The sequence below is a fragment of the Escherichia sp. MOD1-EC4550 genome, assembly GCF_963876935.1.
In the GTDB taxonomy this organism is placed as follows: Bacteria; Pseudomonadota; Gammaproteobacteria; order Enterobacterales; family Enterobacteriaceae; genus Escherichia; species Escherichia coli_F.
The window spans coordinates 856676-875334 of record NZ_CAWNSE010000012.1 but is presented as its reverse complement, the minus strand read 5'-3'; the positions used below and the strand labels follow the sequence as shown (position 1 = coordinate 875334).

At 54.3% G+C, this 18659-nt stretch carries 14 protein-coding genes; 9 read left to right on the top strand and 5 right to left on the bottom strand.

Annotation, left to right across the window (positions count from 1 at the left end; translation table 11 throughout):
• Window positions 1-42: 42 nt before the first annotated feature.
• The 6 genes from prpB to codA all read left to right on the top strand — a co-directional run bounded on the left by prpB (window position 43) and on the right by codA (window position 8816).
• Window positions 43-933 carry a methylisocitrate lyase gene (gene prpB, locus AACU19_RS11370; protein ID WP_105278257.1) on the top strand — a complete coding sequence of 297 codons (891 nt, stop codon included), beginning with the start codon at window positions 43-45 and terminating at the stop codon, window positions 931-933.
• A 255-nt stretch (window positions 934-1188) separates the two neighbouring features.
• On the top strand, window positions 1189-2358 hold the full coding sequence (prpC, locus tag AACU19_RS11365; protein WP_001285909.1) for a bifunctional 2-methylcitrate synthase/citrate synthase: 1170 nt from the start codon (window positions 1189-1191) through the stop codon (window positions 2356-2358).
• Window positions 2359-2391: 33 nt separating this feature from the next.
• On the top strand, window positions 2392-3843 hold the full coding sequence (gene prpD / locus AACU19_RS11360; protein ID WP_105278256.1) for a 2-methylcitrate dehydratase: 1452 nt from the start codon (window positions 2392-2394) through the stop codon (window positions 3841-3843).
• A gap of 39 nt (window positions 3844-3882) precedes the next feature.
• Entirely contained in the window at window positions 3883-5769 is a 1887-nt protein-coding gene (gene prpE, locus AACU19_RS11355) for a propionate--CoA ligase (RefSeq protein WP_105278255.1), read from the top strand.
• Window positions 5770-6283: 514 nt separating this feature from the next.
• Window positions 6284-7543, top strand: coding sequence for a cytosine permease (gene codB / locus AACU19_RS11350; RefSeq protein WP_000076243.1), 1260 nt, complete (start codon window positions 6284-6286; stop codon window positions 7541-7543).
• Entirely contained in the window at window positions 7533-8816 is a 1284-nt protein-coding gene (codA, locus tag AACU19_RS11345) for a cytosine/isoguanine deaminase (protein ID WP_001353418.1), read from the top strand. The genes codB and codA overlap by 11 nt, the downstream gene beginning before the upstream one ends.
• A 120-nt stretch (window positions 8817-8936) precedes the next feature.
• Here the strand turns inward: codA and cynR are convergent, their stop codons facing one another.
• On the bottom strand, window positions 8937-9836 hold the full coding sequence (cynR, locus tag AACU19_RS11340; RefSeq protein ID WP_105278254.1) for a transcriptional regulator CynR: 900 nt from the start codon (window positions 9834-9836) through the stop codon (window positions 8937-8939).
• Between the two features lie 109 nt (window positions 9837-9945).
• Between cynR and cynT the strand changes: the two genes are divergently transcribed.
• The 3 genes from cynT to cynX are packed head-to-tail and all read left to right on the top strand — an operon-like array spanning window position 9946 to window position 12293.
• Window positions 9946-10605 (top strand): carbonic anhydrase CynT, encoded by a 660-nt coding sequence (gene cynT, locus AACU19_RS11335; protein ID WP_032183397.1) that lies wholly within the window; start codon window positions 9946-9948, stop codon window positions 10603-10605.
• Between the two features lie 30 nt (window positions 10606-10635).
• Window positions 10636-11106: a cyanase gene (cynS, locus tag AACU19_RS11330; protein ID WP_105277179.1), complete on the top strand. Its 471-nt coding sequence runs from the start codon at window positions 10636-10638 to the stop codon at window positions 11104-11106.
• A 5-nt stretch (window positions 11107-11111) separates the two neighbouring features.
• Window positions 11112-12293, top strand: coding sequence for a cyanate transporter CynX (gene cynX, locus AACU19_RS11325; RefSeq protein ID WP_105278253.1), 1182 nt, complete (start codon window positions 11112-11114; stop codon window positions 12291-12293).
• A gap of 102 nt (window positions 12294-12395) precedes the next feature.
• On the opposite strand, the gene lacA is transcribed toward cynX, so the two are convergent.
• The 4 genes from lacA to lacI all read right to left on the bottom strand — a co-directional run bounded on the left by lacA (window position 12396) and on the right by lacI (window position 18657).
• The gene (lacA, locus tag AACU19_RS11320; protein WP_105278279.1) at window positions 12396-13007 is read right to left on the bottom strand and encodes a galactoside O-acetyltransferase; all 612 of its coding nucleotides are present in this window, start codon (window positions 13005-13007) and stop codon (window positions 12396-12398) included.
• 65 nt (window positions 13008-13072) lie between these two features.
• On the bottom strand, window positions 13073-14326 hold the full coding sequence (gene lacY / locus AACU19_RS11315) for a lactose permease (RefSeq protein ID WP_105278252.1): 1254 nt from the start codon (window positions 14324-14326) through the stop codon (window positions 13073-13075).
• Window positions 14327-14377: 51 nt separating this feature from the next.
• The gene (lacZ, locus tag AACU19_RS11310; protein ID WP_105278251.1) at window positions 14378-17452 is read right to left on the bottom strand and encodes a beta-galactosidase; all 3075 of its coding nucleotides are present in this window, start codon (window positions 17450-17452) and stop codon (window positions 14378-14380) included.
• A gap of 122 nt (window positions 17453-17574) precedes the next feature.
• Window positions 17575-18657 (bottom strand): DNA-binding transcriptional repressor LacI, encoded by a 1083-nt coding sequence (gene lacI, locus AACU19_RS11305; protein ID WP_072039662.1) that lies wholly within the window; start codon window positions 18655-18657, stop codon window positions 17575-17577.
• Window positions 18658-18659: the final 2 nt, after the last annotated feature.

Below are 18659 nucleotides of genomic sequence, written 5' to 3'. Positions count from 1 at the left end.
CTTTATCAACGCAAATAACAAGTTGATAACAAAGGATGGGCTATGTCTCTACACTCTCCAGGTAAAGCATTTCGCGCTGCACTGTCTAAAGAAAATCCATTGCAGATTGTCGGCACCATCAACGCTAATCATGCGCTGTTGGCGCAGCGTGCCGGATATCAGGCGATTTATCTTTCCGGTGGTGGCGTGGCGGCAGGTTCGCTGGGGCTGCCCGATCTCGGTATTTCTACTCTTGATGACGTGCTGACAGATATTCGCCGTATCACCGACGTTTGTTCGCTGCCGCTGCTGGTGGATGCGGATATCGGTTTTGGCTCTTCGGCCTTTAACGTTGCCCGCACCGTGAAAGCGATGATTAAAGCCGGTGCGGCGGGCTTACATATTGAAGATCAGGTTGGAGCAAAACGCTGCGGTCATCGCCCGAACAAAGCGATCGTCTCGAAAGAAGAGATGGTGGATCGGATCCGAGCGGCGGTGGATGCGAAAACCGATCCTGATTTTGTGATCATGGCGCGCACCGATGCGCTGGCGGTTGAAGGGCTGGATGCGGCGATCGAGCGTGCGCAGGCCTATGTTGAAGCGGGTGCCGAGATGTTGTTCCCGGAAGCAATTACCGAACTCGCTATGTACCGCCAGTTTGCCGATGCGGTGCAGGTGCCGATCCTTGCCAACATTACCGAGTTTGGCGCAACACCGCTGTTTACCACCGACGAATTACGCAGCGCCCATGTCGCAATGGCGCTGTATCCCCTTTCTGCTTTCCGCGCCATGAACCGCGCCGCTGAACATGTCTACAACGTCCTGCGCCAGGAAGGCACGCAGAAAAGCGTCATCGACACCATGCAGACCCGCAACGAGCTGTATGAAAGCATTAACTACTACCAGTACGAAGAAAAGCTCGACGACCTGTTTGCCCGTAGCCAGACGAAATAAAACAAACGCCCGTTGGTTGTATTCGACAACCGATGCCTGATGCGCCGCTGACGCGACTTATCAGGCCTACGGGATGAACTGAACTGTAGGTCGGATAAAACGCATGACGTCGCATCCGACAACCGATGCCTGATGCGTCGCTGACGCGGCTTATCAGGCCTACGGGATGAACTGAACTGTAGGTCGGATAAGACGCATAGCGTCGCATCCGACAACATTCTCGACCCTACAAATGATAACAATGACGAGGACAACATGAGCGACACAACGATCCTGCAAAACAGTACCCATGTCATTAAACCGAAAAAATCTGTGGCACTTTCTGGCGTTCCTGCGGGCAATACGGCGCTCTGCACCGTGGGTAAAAGTGGCAATGACCTGCATTACCGTGGCTACGATATTCTTGATCTGGCGGAACATTGCGAATTTGAAGAAGTGGCGCATCTGCTGATCCACGGCAAACTGCCGACCCGTGACGAACTCGCCGCCTACAAAACAAAACTGAAAGCCCTGCGCGGTTTACCGGCTAACGTGCGTACCGTGCTGGAAGCCTTACCGGCGGCGTCACACCCGATGGATGTTATGCGCACCGGCGTTTCCGCGCTCGGCTGCACGCTGCCAGAAAAAGAGGGGCATACCGTCTCTGGCGCGCGGGATATTGCCGACAAATTATTAGCGTCGCTGAGCTCGATTCTTCTCTACTGGTATCACTACAGCCACAACGGCGAACGCATCCAGCCGGAAACCGATGACGATTCCATCGGCGGTCACTTCCTGCATTTGCTGCACGGCGAAAAGCCGTCGCAAAGCTGGGAAAAGGCGATGCATATTTCGCTGGTGCTGTACGCCGAACACGAGTTTAACGCCTCCACCTTTACCAGCCGGGTGATTGCGGGCACCGGCTCTGACATGTATTCAGCGATTATCGGCGCGATTGGCGCACTGCGCGGGCCGAAACACGGCGGGGCGAATGAAGTGTCGCTGGAGATCCAGCAACGCTACGAAACGCCGGACGAAGCCGAAGCCGATATCCGCAAGCGGGTTGAAAACAAAGAAGTGGTCATTGGTTTTGGGCATCCGGTTTATACCATCGCCGACCCGCGTCATCAGGTGATCAAACGTGTGGCGAAGCAGCTCTCGCAGGAAGGCGGCTCGCTGAAGATGTACAACATCGCCGATCGTCTGGAAACGGTGATGTGGGAGAGCAAAAAGATGTTCCCCAATCTCGACTGGTTCTCCGCTGTTTCCTACAACATGATGGGCGTTCCCACCGAGATGTTCACGCCACTGTTTGTCATCGCCCGCGTCACCGGCTGGGCGGCGCACATTATCGAACAACGTCAGGACAACAAAATTATCCGTCCTTCCGCCAATTACGTTGGACCGGAAGACCGCCAGTTTGTCGCGCTGGATAAGCGCCAGTAAACCTCTACGAATAACAAGAAGGAAACGTACCCAATGTCAGCTCAAATCAACAACATCCGCCCGGAATTCGACCGCGAAATTATTGATATTGTCGATTACGTCATGAACTACGAAATCAGCTCCAGAGTGGCCTATGACACCGCCCATTACTGCCTGCTCGACACCCTCGGCTGCGGTCTGGAAGCTCTCGAATACCCGGCCTGTAAAAAACTGTTGGGGCCAATTGTCCCCGGCACCGTTGTACCTAACGGTGTGCGCGTCCCCGGAACCCAGTTCCAGCTCGATCCCGTCCAGGCGGCATTTAACATCGGCGCGATGATTCGCTGGCTCGATTTTAACGATACCTGGCTGGCGGCGGAGTGGGGCCATCCTTCCGACAACCTCGGCGGTATTCTGGCAACGGCAGACTGGCTTTCACGCAACGCGGTCGCCAGCGGCAAAGCGCCGTTGACCATGAAACAGGTGCTGACCGGAATGATTAAAGCCCATGAAATTCAGGGCTGCATCGCGCTGGAAAACTCCTTTAATCGCGTCGGCCTTGACCACGTTCTGTTAGTGAAAGTGGCTTCCACCGCCGTGGTCGCCGAAATGCTTGGCCTGACCCGCGAGGAAATTCTCAACGCCATTTCGCTGGCATGGGTAGACGGACAGTCGCTGCGCACCTATCGCCATGCGCCGAACACCGGCACGCGTAAATCCTGGGCGGCGGGCGATGCCACTTCCCGCGCGGTACGTCTGGCACTGATGGCGAAAACGGGCGAAATGGGTTACCCGTCAGCCCTGACCGCGCCGGTATGGGGCTTCTACGACGTCTCCTTTAAAGGTGAATCGTTCCGCTTCCAGCGTCCGTACGGTTCTTACGTCATGGAGAATGTGCTGTTCAAAATCTCCTTCCCGGCGGAGTTCCACTCCCAGACGGCAGTTGAAGCGGCGATGACGCTCTATGAACAGATGCAGGCAGCAGGCAAAACGGCGGCGGATATCGAAAAAGTGACCATTCGCACCCACGAAGCCTGTATTCGCATCATCGACAAAAAAGGGCCGCTCAATAACCCGGCTGACCGCGACCACTGCATTCAGTACATGGTGGCGATCCCGCTGTTATTCGGGCGCTTAACGGCGGCAGATTACGAAGACAACGTTGCGCAAGATAAACGCATCGACGCCCTGCGCGAGAAGATCAATTGCTTTGAAGATCCGGCATTTACCGCTGACTACCACGACCCGGAAAAACGCGCCATCGCCAATGCCATAACCCTTGAGTTCACCGACGGCACGCGATTTGAAGAAGTGGTGGTGGAGTACCCAATTGGTCATGCTCGCCGCCGTCAGGATGGCATTCCGAAGCTGGTGGATAAATTCAAAATCAATCTCGCGCGCCAGTTTCCGACTCGCCAACAGCAGCGCATTCTGGAGGTTTCTCTCGACAGAACTCGCCTGGAACAGATGCCGGTCAATGAGTATCTCGATCTGTACGTCATTTAAGTAAACGGCGGTAAGGCGTAAGTTCAACAGGAGAGCATTATGTCTTTTAGCGAATTTTATCAGCGTTCGATTAACGAACCGGAGCAATTCTGGGCCGAGCAGGCCCGGCGTATTGACTGGCAGACGTCCTTTACGCAAACGCTCGATCACAGCAATCCGCCGTTTGCCCGTTGGTTTTGTGAAGGCCGAACCAATTTGTGCCACAACGCCATCGACCGCTGGCTGGAGAAACAGCCAGAGGCGCTGGCATTAATTGCCGTCTCTTCGGAAACAGAAGAAGAGCGCACCTTTACCTTTCGCCAGTTGCATGACGAAGTGAACGCGGTGGCGTCAATGCTGCGCTCACTGGGCGTACGGCGTGGCGATCGGGTGCTGGTGTATATGCCGATGATTGCCGAAGCGCATATTACCCTGCTGGCCTGCGCGCGCATTGGCGCTATTCACTCGGTAGTGTTTGGTGGATTTGCCTCGCACAGCGTGGCTGCGCGGATTGATGACGCTAAACCGGTGCTGGTTGTCTCGGCAGATGCCGGAGCGCGCGGTGGCAAAATCATTCCCTATAAAAAATTGCTCGACGATGCGATAAGTCAGGCGCAGCATCAGCCGCGCCACGTTTTGCTGGTGGATCGCGGGCTGGCGAAAATGGCGCGCGTTACCGGACGGGATGTCGATTTCGCGTCATTGCGCCATCAGCACATCGGCGCGCGGGTGCCGGTGGCATGGCTGGAATCCAACGAAACCTCCTGCATTCTCTACACCTCCGGCACTACCGGCAAACCTAAAGGTGTGCAGCGTGACGTCGGCGGTTATGCGGTGGCGCTGGCGACCTCAATGGACACCATTTTTGGCGGTAAAGCGGGCGGTGTGTTCTTCTGTGCGTCGGATATCGGCTGGGTAGTGGGGCATTCGTATATCGTCTACGCGCCGCTGCTGGCGGGGATGGCGACCATTGTTTACGAAGGATTGCCGACCTGGCCGGACTGCGGCGTGTGGTGGAAAATCGTCGAGAAATATCAGGTTAGCCGGATGTTCTCAGCGCCGACCGCCATCCGCGTGCTGAAAAAATTCCCTACCGCTGAAATTCGCAAACACGATCTCTCGTCGCTGGAAGTGCTCTATCTGGCGGGAGAACCGCTGGATGAGCCGACTGCCAGTTGGGTGAGCAATACGCTGGATGTGCCGGTCATCGACAACTACTGGCAGACCGAATCCGGCTGGCCGATTATGGCGATTGCTCGTGGTCTGGACGACAGGCCGACACGTCTGGGAAGCCCCGGCGTGCCGATGTATGGATACAACGTGCAGTTGCTCAATGAAGTCACCGGCGAACCGTGCGGTGTCAACGAGAAAGGGATGGTAGTGGTGGAAGGGCCGCTGCCGCCGGGGTGTATTCAAACCATCTGGGGCGATGACGACCGCTTTGTGAAGACGTATTGGTCGTTATTTTCCCGTCCGGTGTACGCCACCTTTGACTGGGGCATCCGCGATGCTGACGGTTATCACTTTATTCTCGGGCGCACTGACGATGTGATTAATGTTGCCGGGCATCGGCTTGGCACACGCGAGATTGAAGAGAGTATCTCCAGTCATCCGGGCGTTGCCGAAGTGGCGGTGGTTGGGGTGAAAGATGCGCTGAAAGGGCAGGTGGCGGTGGCGTTTGTCATTCCGAAAGAGAGCGATAGCCTGGAAGACCGCGACGTGGCGCACTCGCAAGAGAAGGCGATTATGGCGCTGGTGGACAGCCAGATTGGCAACTTTGGTCGCCCGGCGCACGTCTGGTTTGTCTCGCAATTACCGAAAACGCGATCCGGAAAAATGCTGCGCCGCACGATCCAGGCGATTTGCGAAGGACGCGATCCTGGAGATCTGACGACCATTGATGATCCTGCGTCGTTGGATCAGATCCGCCAGGCGATGGAAGAGTAAGGTGTTGTCGGATGTGTCGTGTGGCGCATCCGACACCGTGCACCAATGCCTGATGCGACGCTGACGCGTCTTATCATGCCTACAGGCCTGAACCGCAGGTCGGATAAGGCGCACGCGGCGCATCCGACAGCTATGCGTAGATGCCTGATGCAACGCAGGCGCGTCTTATCATGCCTACAGGCCTGAACCGTAGGTCGGATAAGGCGCACGCGCCGCATCCGACACCGTGCGCAGATGCCTGATGCGACGCTGACGCGTCTTATCATGCCTACAGGCCTGAACCGTAGGTCGGATAAGGCGCACGCGCCGCATCCGACACCATGCACCAATGCCTGATGCGACGCAGGCGTGTCTTATCATGCGTACCCATTTTTTCTCAAATAAGTTTTTATCCACTTTTCCGCATTCATCCATATAAAAAATATACCCCCCACGAAAACGATTGCTTTTTATCTTCAGATGAATAGAATGCGGCGGATTTTTTGGGTTTCAAACAGCAAAAAGGGGGAATTTCGTGTCGCAAGATAACAACTTTAGCCAGGGGCCAGTCCCGCAGTCGGCGCGGAAAGGGGTATTGGCATTGACGTTCGTCATGCTGGGATTAACCTTCTTTTCCGCCAGTATGTGGACCGGCGGCACTCTCGGAACCGGTCTTAGCTATCATGATTTCTTCCTCGCAGTCCTCATCGGTAATCTTCTCCTCGGTATTTACACTTCATTTCTTGGTTACATTGGCGCAAAAACCGGCCTGACCACCCATCTTCTTGCTCGCTTCTCGTTTGGTGTTAAAGGCTCATGGCTGCCTTCACTGCTGCTGGGCGGCACTCAGGTCGGCTGGTTTGGTGTTGGCGTGGCGATGTTTGCTATTCCGGTGGGCAAGGCAACCGGGCTGGATATTAATTTGCTGATTGCCGTTTCCGGTTTACTGATGACCGTCACCGTCTTCTTTGGCATTTCGGCGCTGACGGTACTTTCGGTGATTGCGGTTCCGGCGATTGCCTGCCTTGGCGGTTATTCCGTATGGCTGGCCGTTAACGGCATGGGCGGCCTGGAGGCATTAAAAGCGGTCGTTCCCGCACAACCGCTAGATTTCAATGTCGCGCTGGCGCTGGTTGTGGGGTCATTTATCAGTGCGGGTACGCTCACCGCTGACTTTGTCCGCTTTGGTCGCAATGCCAAACTGGCGGTGCTGGTGGCGATGGTGGCCTTTTTCCTCGGCAACTCGTTGATGTTTATTTTCGGTGCGGCAGGCGCTGCGGCACTGGGGATGGCGGATATCTCTGATGTGATGATTGCTCAGGGCTTGCTGCTGCCCGCGATTGTGGTGCTGGGGTTGAATATCTGGACCACCAACGATAACGCGCTCTATGCGTCGGGTTTAGGTTTCGCCAATATTACCGGTATGTCGAGCAAAACTCTTTCAGTAATCAACGGTATTATCGGCACGGTCTGCGCACTATGGCTGTATAACAATTTTGTCGGCTGGCTAACCTTCCTTTCGGCTGCTATTCCTCCGGTGGGTGGCGTGATCATCGCCGACTATCTGATGAACCGTCGCCGCTATGAGCACTTTGCGACCACGCGTATGATGAGTGTCAATTGGGTGGCGATTCTGGCGGTCGCGCTGGGGATTGCCGCAGGCCACTGGTTACCGGGCATTGTTCCGGTCAACGCGGTATTAGGTGGTGCGCTGAGCTATCTGATCCTTAACCCGATTTTGAATCGCAAAACGACAGCTGCAATGACGCATGTGGAGGCTAACAGTGTCGAATAACGCTTTACAAACAATTATTAACGCCCGGTTACCCGGCAAAGAGGGGCTATGGCAGATTCATCTGCAGGACGGAAAAATCAGCGCCATTGATGCGCAATCCGGCGTGATGCCCGTAACAGAAAACAGCCTGGATGCCGAGCAAGGTTTAGTTTTACCGCCGTTTGTGGAGCCGCATATTCACCTGGATACCACGCAAACCGCCGGGCAACCGAACTGGAATCAGTCCGGCACGCTGTTTGAAGGCATTGAACGCTGGGCCGAGCGCAAAGCATTATTAACCCATGGCGATGTGAAACAACGCGCCTGGCAAACGCTGAAATGGCAGATTGCCAACGGTATTCAGCATGTGCGTACCCATGTCGATGTTTCGGATGCAACCCTGACTGCGCTAAAAGCGATGCTGGAAGTGAAGCAGGAAGTCGCGCCGTGGATTGATCTGCAAATCGTCGCCTTCCCGCAGGAAGGGATTTTGTCGTATCCCAACGGTGAAGCGTTACTGGAAGAGGCGTTACGCTTAGGGGCTGACGTAGTGGGGGCGATTCCGCATTTTGAATTTACCCGTGAATATGGCGTGGAGTCGCTGCATAAAACCTTCGCCCTGGCGCAAAAATACGACCGTCTCATCGATGTTCACTGTGATGAGATCGATGACGAACAGTCGCGCTTTGTCGAAACCGTTGCCGCCCTGGCTCACCGTGAAGGCATGGGCGCGCGAGTCACCGCCAGCCACACCACGGCAATGCACTCCTATAACGGGGCGTATACCTCGCGCCTGTTCCGTTTGCTGAAAATGTCCGGTATTAACTTTGTCGCCAACCCGCTGGTCAATATTCATCTACAAGGGCGTTTCGATACGTATCCAAAACGTCGCGGTATTACGCGCGTTAAAGAGATGCTGGAGTCCGGCATTAACGTCTGCTTTGGTCACGATGATGTCTTCGATCCGTGGTATCCACTGGGAACGGCGAATATGCTGCAAGTGCTGCATATGGGGCTGCATGTTTGTCAGTTGATGGGCTACGGGCAGATTAACGACGGCCTGAATTTAATCACCCACCATAGCGCCAGGACGTTGAATTTGCAGGATTACGGCATAGTCGCCGGAAACAGCGCTAACCTGATTATCCTGCCGGCTGAAAATGGGTTTGATGCGCTGCGCCGTCAGGTTCCGGTACGCTATTCGGTACGTGGTGGTAAGGTGATTGCCACCACGCAACCGGCACAAACCACCGTGTATCTGGAGCAGCCGGAAGCCATCGATTACAAACGGTAATCGGCTGGGTTGCAGCGAGCGTAGTTTATGTCGGATGCGGCGTGAACGCCTTGCACTGAACTCGTAGGCCTGATAAGCGTCGCGCATCAGGCAATTCCAGCCGCTGACCTGTGTCAGCGGCTACCGTGATTCATTCCCGCCAACAACCGCACATTCATCCAACGCCATTTGCAAAAATGCCTTTGCGGCGGCTGTCTGCCAGCTATTTTTCCGCCGCAACAAAACCGCCGTTCTCTCCAGTAACGGTGGGGCAAGGGATATAGCTTTAAGCCCGTCATGTTGTGTGGCAATCGCTGCTGGCAACAATGTGGAAAGGGAAGTGCGGCGAATCAGCGCCAGAACTGCGCTAATTGAGTTCGCCTCTATCACCACCTGTGGATGTAGCCCCGCTTTCTCGCAGTAGTGGTCAATTTGCTCTCTGGTGGCAAATTCCGCGCTGAGCAGTACCAGTTTTTCATCATGCAAGCAACTCAACGCCACCTGTTCATGGACTGCCAGTGGATGATGTTGCGCCACGACTAACGCTAAACTTTCTGTCAGTAAAGGTATTGCCTCCAGTTCCGGCGAATGCACCGGCGCGAAGGCAATCCCAACATCCAGCTCGTCGCGGCAAAGCAGATCTTCGATTTTCTCCTGTGACATTTCCTGTAGCTGGAGCGTGATGCCGGGATAACGCGCATAGAAATCCGCCATTAAAGGGCCGATAAAGTAGCTCGTGAAGGTGGGGGTGACGGCGATGCGCAGCGATCCTCGCGTCAAATCGGCAACATCATGAATCGCCCGTTTACCCGCCCCCAGTTCCTGTAACGCACGGCTGGCGTACTGTCGCCAGACTTCTCCCGCATCGGTGAGACGAATCGTTCGCCCGCTACGGTCAAACAGCGGTACGCCCAAACTCTCTTCTAACTGGCGAATCTGCTGGGAAAGCGCAGGTTGGGAGATATGCAACGCACTGGCGGCACGGGTGAAGCTGCCATGTTCAGCCACGGCAAGAAAGTAATTGATATGTCGAGAGAGCATTCGCCAACCTATAAGTAAATCCAATAGAACTCATCATAAATGAGTCTTTTACCTTATGGCAATCGGCGAGTAGTCTGCCTCTCATTCCAGAGACAGACAGAGGTTAACGGTGAAAGAGATTATTGATGGATTCCTTAAATTCCAGCGCGAGGCATTTCCTGAGCGGGAAGCCTTGTTTAAACAGCTGGCGACACAGCAAAGCCCGCGCACACTTTTTATCTCCTGCTCCGACAGCCGTCTGGTCCCTGAGCTGGTGACGCAACGCGAACCTGGCGATCTGTTCGTGATTCGCAACGCGGGCAATATCGTCCCTTCTTACGGACCGGAACCTGGTGGCGTTTCTGCTTCGGTGGAGTATGCCGTCGCTGCGCTTCGGGTATCTGACATTGTGATTTGCGGTCATTCCAACTGTGGCGCGATGACTGCCATTGCCAGCTGTCAGTGCATGGACCATATGCCTGCTGTTTCCCACTGGCTGCGTTATGCCGATTCAGCCCGCGTCGTTAATGAGGCGCGCCCGCATTCCGATTTAGCGTCAAAAGCTGCGGCGATGGTACGTGAAAACGTCATTGCTCAGTTGGCTAATTTGCAAACTCATCCATCGGTGCGCCTGGCGCTCGAAGAGGGGCGGATCGCCCTGCACGGCTGGGTCTACGACATTGAAAGCGGCAGCATCGCAGCGTTTGACGGCGCAACCCGACAGTTTGTGCCACTGGCCGCTAATCCTCGCGTTTGTGCCATACCGCTACGCCAACCGACCGCAGCGTAACCTTATTTTTAAACCATCAGGAGATCCACCATGATTCAGTCGCAAATTAACCGCAATATTCGTCTTGATCTTGCCGATGCTATTTTGCTCAGCAAAGCTAAAAAAGATCTCACATTTGCCGAGATTGCCGACGGCACCGGGCTGGCAGAAGCCTTTGTGACCGCGGCTTTGCTGGGTCAGCAGGCGCTTCCTGCCGACGCCGCCCGCCTGGTCGGGGCGAAGCTGGATCTCGACGAAGACGCCATTCTACTGTTGCAGATGATTCCACTGCGTGGCTGCATTGATGACCGTGTTCCAACCGACCCAACGATGTACCGTTTCTATGAAATGTTGCAGGTGTACGGCACAACCCTGAAAGCGTTGGTTCATGAGAAGTTTGGCGATGGCATTATCAGCGCGATTAACTTCAAACTCGACGTTAAGAAAGTGGCGGATCCGGAAGGTGGCGAACGCGCGGTCATCACCTTAGATGGCAAATATCTGCCGACCAAACCGTTCTGACAACCATGCGCGACCATCAAAAGACGTTCACGATGCTGCTGGTTCTGGTGCTGATTGGTCTTAATATGCGACCACTGCTCACCTCCGTCGGACCACTGCTACCGCAATTGCGTCAGGCGAGTGGAATGAGCTTTAGCGTGGCAGCCCTGTTGACCGCTCTGCCGGTGGTCACCATGGGCGGGCTGGCGCTGGCCGGAAGCTGGCTTCATCAGCATGTCAGCGAACGTCGCAGCGTCGCCATCAGTCTGTTACTGATTGCCGTCGGTGCATTGATGCGTGAGCTTTACCCCCAAAGTGCGCTGCTGCTTAGCAGCGCACTGCTTGGTGGAGTGGGGATCGGCATCATTCAGGCGGTGATGCCTTCGGTGATTAAACGGCGGTTTCAGCAGCGCACGCCACTGGTGATGGGGCTGTGGTCTGCGGCTCTGATGGGCGGCGGTGGACTTGGTGCCGCCCTGACGCCCTGGTTAGTTCAACACAGCGAGATTTGGTTCCAGACTCTCGCCTGGTGGGCGCTGCCTGCCATTATTGCGCTCTTTGCCTGGTGGTGGCAAAGCTCCCGCGAGGTCGTATCTTCCCACAAGACAACAACCACTCCGGTTCGCGTAGTCTTCACTCCCCGCGCCTGGACGCTGGGTGTTTACTTCGGTCTGATTAACGGCGGTTACGCCAGTCTGATTGCCTGGTTACCCGCCTTCTATATTGAGATTGGTGCCAGCGCGCAGTACAGCGGTTCCTTGCTGGCATTGATGACGCTTGGGCAAGCCGCAGGAGCTTTGCTGATGCCAGCTATGGCTCGCCATCAGGATCGGCGCAAACTATTAATGCTGGCACTGGCGTTACAACTGGTGGGTTTCTGCGGCTTTATCTGGCTGCCGCTGCAATTGCCGGTATTGTGGGCAATGGTGTGTGGGTTAGGTCTGGGTGGCGCATTTCCGCTCTGTTTGCTGCTGGCGCTCGATCACTCTGCGCAACCCGCTATTGCTGGCAAACTGGTGGCGTTTATGCAGGGGATCGGTTTTATCATTGCCGGGCTTGCTCCGTGGTTTTCTGGTGTGCTGCGTAGTATCAGTGGCAATTACCTGATGGACTGGGCGTTTCATGCGCTGTGCGTCGTTGGGCTGATGATCATAACCCTGCGTTTTGCACCAGCACGTTTTCCGCAGCTGTGGGTCAAAGAGGCATGATGCGACGCTCGTTCCTGCGCTTTGTTTACGCCGGATGCGGCCTACGTAGATCACTGAACTTATAGGCCTGATAAGCGGAGCGCATCAGGCAATTTTGCTTATTTAAACTGGCGATTCAACTTTAAAATCTCTGAAATAATATTGCTTATCCCGGTCGTTTATTTCGCGAATAACCCGACAAGGAACGCCAGCCGCCACGACGTTTGGTGGAATGTCTTTTGTGACGACACTACCCGCGCCAATAACAGAATTATCCCCGATGGTGACGCCTGGATTAATAACCACATGGCTGCCGATCCAGACGTTATTACCAATCGTTATCGCAAAAGAGTACATCTCTCCGTTTTTTCTTAATTCATGGTGTACAGGGTGTCCCGTAACGGAAATGGTAACGTTGGGGGCAACCAGTACGTTATCACCGATCGTTACCGTGTAATCATCGACAATGGTTAAATTGAAATTTGCATAAAAATTGCGGCCTATATGGATGTTGGAGCCGTAAGAGAAATAGACGGGTGGTTCTACCCAGGCGTTTTCCCCTACCGTGGCAAACATTTCTTTAAGCAGGCTTTCCCTTTTTTCAACTTCTGATGGATGCGAGTGATTAAACTCATACATTAACGTTTTCCCACGAAGTCTTTTTTCCGGTAAGCCTTCGCACATATCGGTAAATAGCTTGCCTGCTTTTATTCTTTCTGTCATTGGCATGTTCATTGCGATCATTCCGTCCTGATATGTTGGTCGGATAAGGCGCTCGCGCCGCATCCGACATTGATTACTTAAGCGACTTCATTCACCTGACGACGCAGCAGGGAAAGCGGGCCGGGGCCGCTAAGCGTGAACACGGAAATTAAGGTGAAGCCCAGCGCCACCAGACCCAGCACCAGATAAGCGCCCTGGAAACCGATGCTTTCATACATATTGCCCGCCAGTACAGACATAAAAATCATCGCCAGTTGCTTAAAGAAGCAGAAACAGACCAGATAAATCGTCGCTGAAAAACGCACTTCAAACTGGCTGGTAATATATTTAAAGCAGCCCACCAGCAGGAACGGTACTTCAAACATATGCAGCGTTTTCAGAATAACCACTTCCAGCGCTGAGGTGGCGAATGATGAGCCAATAATACGTACAGACATAATAGTGCCAGCCAGCAGCAGGGCGTTTTTCCCACCGATGCGATTAATGATCAGTGGCGCAAAGAACATAATCGAGGCGTTAAGTAATTCGCCCATTGTCGTTACGTAGCCAAATACCCGCGTACCCTGTTCACCGGTGGCAAAGAACGAAGTAAAGAAATTAGCAAACTGTTGGTCAAAAACATCGTAGGTGCAGGAAACGCCAATAACATACAGTGACAAAAACCACAGTTTTGGCTGTCTGAACAGTTCCAGCGCCAGCTTAAGGCTAAATGCCGAATGGTTGGCACCTACCGCATTGGCAACCGTGGCGGAAGAGGGCGCATCCGTTTTGGCGAAAAAGAGTAAAACGGCGAGGATGAGTGCACAGCCAGAACCCAGCCAGAAAACAAACTGATTATTAATGGTGAACATGATGCCGACAATCGAGGCACACAGCGCCCAGCCAACACAGCCAAACATCCGCGCGCGACCAAATTCGAAATGACTGCGACGGCTGACTTTCTCGATAAATGCTTCTACTGCTGGCGCACCGGCGTTAAAACAAAAGCCAAGATAAATGCCACCAACAATCGAGCCTACAAGAATGTTGTATTGTAACAGTGGCCCGAAGATAAAAATAAAGAACGGCGCAAACATTACTAACATGCCGGTAATCAACCACAGCAGGTATTTGCGCAGCCCGAGTTTGTCAGAAAGCAGACCAAACAGCGGTTGGAATAATAGCGAGAACAGAGAAATAGCGGCAAAAATAATACCCGTATCACTTTTGCTGATATGGTTGATGTCATGTAGCCAAATGGGGAAAAACGGGAAGTAGGCTCCCATGATAAAAAAATAAAAGAAAAAGAAAAAACCGAACATCCAAAAGTTTGTGTTTTTTAAATAGTACATAATGGATTTCCTTACGCGAAATACGGGCAGACATGGCCTGCCCGGTTATTATTATTTTTGACACCAGACCAGCTGGTAATGGTAGCGACCGGCGCTCAGCTGGAATTCCGCCGACACTGACGGGCTCCAGGAGTCGTCGCCACCAATCCCCATATGGAAACCGTCGATATTTAGCCATGTGCCTTCTTCCGCGCGCAGCAGATGGCGATGGCTGGTTTCCATCAGTTGTTGTTGGCTGTAGCGGCTGATATTGAACTGGAAGTCGCCGCGCCACTGGTGTGGGCCATAATTCAATTCGCGCGTCCCGCAGCGCAGACCGTTTTCGCTCGGGAAGACGTACGGGGTATACATGTCTGACAATGGCAAGTCCCAGCGGTCAAAACAGGCCGCAGTCAGACGGTCGGGATAGTTTTCTTGCGGCCCTAATCCGAGCCAGTTTACCCGCTCTGCGACATGTGCGAGCTCGCAGGTCAGGCCAATCCGCGCCGGATGCGGTGTGTCGCTCGCTACTTCAACATCCACACTGACGACCATCTCACCGTGCCCATCGATACGGTAGGTTTTCCGGCTGATAAATAAGGTTTTCCCCTGATACTGCCAGGCGTGGACAGTGGTAATCAGCACCGCGTCGGCAAGCGTATCTGCCGTGCACTGCAACAACGCGGCTTCGGCCTGGTAATGGCCCGCCGCCTTCCAGCGTTCTACCCAGGCATTCGGGTCAATGCGGGTCGCTTCACTGACGCCAATGTCGTTATCCAGCGGGGCACGGGTGAACTGATCGCGCAGCGGCGTCAGCAGTTGTTTTTCATCGCCAATCCACATCTGTGAAAGAAAGCCTGACTGGCGGTCAAATTGCCAACGCTTATTACCCAGCGCGATGCAAAAATCCGTTTCGCTGGTGGTCAGTTGCGGAATGGTGTGGGGCGCGGAGGGAAGCGTCACACTGAGGTTTTCCGCCAGTCGCCATTGTTGCCAGGCGCTGATGTGTCCGGCTTCTGACCAGGCGGTCGCGTTAGGTTGCACTACGTGTACCGTAAGCCAGAGTTGTCCGGCGCTCTCCGGCCGCGGCAGTTCAGGCAGTTCAATCAACTGTTTACCTTGTGGAGCGACAGTCAGAGGCACTTCACCGCTTGCCAGCGGCTTGCCATCCAGCGCCACCGACCAGTGCAGGAGCTCGTTATCGCTATGACGAAACAGGTATTCGCTGGTCACTTCGATGGTTCGCCCGAATAAACGGAACTGGAAAAACTGCTGTTGGTGTTTTGCTTCTGTCATTGCCGGATGCGGCGTGCGGTCGGCAAAGACCAGACCGTTCATGCAGAACTGGCGATCGTTCGGCGTATCGCCAAAGTCACCACCGTAAGCCGACCACGGGTTGCCGTTTTCATCATATTTAATCAGCGACTGATCCACCCAGTCCCAGACGAATCCACCTTGTAAACGGGGGTACTGACGAAACGCCTGCCAGTATTTCGCGAAGCCGCCAAGACTGTTACCCATTGCGTGGGCGTATTCGCAAAGGATCAGTGGGCGCGTCTCTCCAGGCAGCGAAAGCCATTTTTTAATGGACCATTTCGGCACAGCCGGGAAGGGCTGGTCTTCATCCACGCGCGCGTACATCGGGCAAATAATATCGGTTGCAGAAGTGTCGGCTCCGCCGCCTTCATACTGCACCGGGCGGGAAGGATCGACAGATTTAATCCAGCGATAGAGTGCGTCGTGATTGGCACCGTGGCCCGATTCATTACCCAGCGACCAGATAATTACGCTCGGGTGATTTCGATCGCGCTGCACCATCCGCGTTACGCGTTCACTCATGGCCGGTAGCCAGCGTGGATCATCGGTCAGACGATTCATTGGCACCATGCCGTGGGTTTCAATATTGGCTTCATCCACCACATACAGGCCGTAGCGGTCGCACAGCGTGTACCACAGCGGGTGGTTCGGATAATGCGAACAGCGCACGGCGTTAAAGTTGTTCTGCTTCATCAGCAGGATATCCTGCACCATCGTTTGCTCATCCATGACCTGACCATGCAGAGGATGATGCTCGTGACGGTTAACGCCGCGAATCAGCAACGGCTTGCCGTTCAGCAGCAGGAGACCATTTTCAATCCGCACCTGGCGGAAACCGACATCGCAGGCTTCTGCTTCAATCAGCGTGCCGTCGGCGGTGTGCAGTTCAATAACTGCACGATAGAGATTCGGGAGTTCGGCGCTCCACAGCGCCGGGTTTTCAACGTTCAGGCGTAGCGTGACGCGATCGGCATAACCACCACGTTCATCGATAATTTCGCCGCCGAAAGGCGCGGTACCGCTGGCGACCTGCGTTTCACCCAGCCACAAAGAAACCGTCACCCTCAGCGCATCGCGCAGTTCACCGCACATCTGAACGTTTGCTTCCAGTACCGCGCGGCTGAAATCATCATTAAAGTGAGTGGCAACATGGAAATCGCTGATTTGTGTGGTCGGTTTATGCAGCAACGAGACGTCACGGAAAATGCCGCTCATTCGCCACATATCCTGATCTTCCAGATAGCTACCGTCACTCCAGCGCAGCACCATCACCGCGAGGCGGTTATCTCCGGCGCGTAAAAATGCGCTGAGGTCAAATTCAGACGGCAAACGGCTGTCCTGTCCGTAACCGACCCAGCGCCCGTTGCACCACAAATGAAACGCCGAGTTAATGCCATCAAAAATAATTCGCGTCTGGCCTTCCTGTAACCAGCTTTCATCAACATTAAATGTGAGCGAGTAACAACCTGTCGGATTCTCCGTGGGAACAAACGGTGGATTGACTGCAATGGGATAGGTCACATTGGTGTAGATAGGCGCATCGTAACCGAGCATCTGCCAGTTTGAGGGGACGACGACAGTATCGGCGTCAGGAAGATCGCGCTCCAGCCAACTTTCCGGCACCGCTTCTGGGGACGGGAACCAGGCAAATTGCCACTCACCATTCAGGCTGCGTAACTGCCGGGAAGGGCGATTATTGCGGGCCTCTTCACTATTTCGCCAGCTGGCGAAAGGAGGATGCGCCGCAAGGCGGTTGAGTTGGGTAACGCCAGGGTTTTCCCAGTCACGACGTTGTAATACGACGGCCAGTGAATCCGTAATCATGGTCATAGCTGTATCCTGTGTGAAATTGTTATCCGCTCACAATTTCATACAACATACGAGTCGGACACATCAGGTGTAAAGCCTGGGGTGCCTAATGAGTGAGCTGACTCACATTAATTGCGTTGCGCTCACTGCTCGCTTTCCAGTCGGGAAATTTGTCGCGCCAGCTGCATTAAGGAATCAGCCAACGCCTGGGGAGAAGCGGTTTGCGCATTGGGTGGCAGGGTGGTTTTTCGTTTCACCAGTGAGACGGGCAACAGCTGATTGCCCTTCACTGCCTGGCCCTGAGAGAGTTGCAGCAAGCGGTCCACGCTGGTTTGCCCAAGCAGGCGAAAATCCTGTTTGATGGTCGTTAATGGCGGGATATAACACGAGCTGTCTTCGGTATCGTCGTATCCCACTACCGAGATATCCGCGCCGACGCGCAGCCCGAACTCGGTAATGGCGCGCATTGCACCCAGCGCCATCTGATCGTTGGCAACCAGCATCGCAGTAGGAATGATGCCCTCATTCAGCATCTGCATGGTTTGATGAAAACCGGACATGGCGCTCCAGTCGCCTTCCCGTTCCGCTATCGGTTGAATTTGATTGTGTTTAAGATATTTATGCCAGCCCGCCAGACGCAGACGCGCCGAGACAGAACTTAATGGGCCCGCTAACAGCGCGATTTGCTGGTGACCCAATGCGACCAAATGCTCTACGCCCAACCGCGTACCGTCTTCATGGGAAAAAATAATACTGTTGATGGGAGTCTGGTCAGAGACATCAAGAAATAGCGCCGGAACATTAGCGCAGGCTGCCTCCACAGCAATGGCATCCTGGTCATCCAGCGGATAGTTGATGATCAGACCACTTACGCGTTGCGCGAGAAGATTGTGTACTGCCGCTTTACAGGCTTCGACACCGCTTCTTTCTACCATCGACACCACCACGCTGGCACCCAGTTGATCGGCGCGAGATTTAATTGCCGCGACAATTTGCGACGGTGCGTGCAGGGCCAGACTGGAGGTGGCAACGCCAATCAGCAACGACTGTTTGCCCGCTAACTGTTGTGCTACGCGGTTGGGAATGTAATTTAGCTCCGCCATCGCCGCTTCCACTTTTTCCCGCGTTTTCGCTGAAACGTGGCTGGCCTGATTCACCACGCGGGAAACGGTCTGATAAGAGACACCGGCATACTCCGCGACATCGTATAGCGTTACTGGTTTCACAT

Coding starts and splice junctions, on each gene's coding strand:
- prpB (WP_105278257.1), top strand. CDS start 43: ATGTCTCTACACTCTCCAGGTAAAGCATTTCGCGCTGCACTGTCTAAA.
- lacZ (WP_105278251.1), bottom strand. CDS start 17,452: ATGACCATGATTACGGATTCACTGGCCGTCGTATTACAACGTCGTGAC.
- cynX (WP_105278253.1), top strand. CDS start 11,112: ATGCGCGACCATCAAAAGACGTTCACGATGCTGCTGGTTCTGGTGCTG.
- cynS (WP_105277179.1), top strand. CDS start 10,636: ATGATTCAGTCGCAAATTAACCGCAATATTCGTCTTGATCTTGCCGAT.
- cynR (WP_105278254.1), bottom strand. CDS start 9,836: ATGCTCTCTCGACATATCAATTACTTTCTTGCCGTGGCTGAACATGGC.
- prpE (WP_105278255.1), top strand. CDS start 3,883: ATGTCTTTTAGCGAATTTTATCAGCGTTCGATTAACGAACCGGAGCAA.
- lacY (WP_105278252.1), bottom strand. CDS start 14,326: ATGTACTATTTAAAAAACACAAACTTTTGGATGTTCGGTTTTTTCTTT.
- lacA (WP_105278279.1), bottom strand. CDS start 13,007: ATGAACATGCCAATGACAGAAAGAATAAAAGCAGGCAAGCTATTTACC.
- prpC (WP_001285909.1), top strand. CDS start 1,189: ATGAGCGACACAACGATCCTGCAAAACAGTACCCATGTCATTAAACCG.
- prpD (WP_105278256.1), top strand. CDS start 2,392: ATGTCAGCTCAAATCAACAACATCCGCCCGGAATTCGACCGCGAAATT.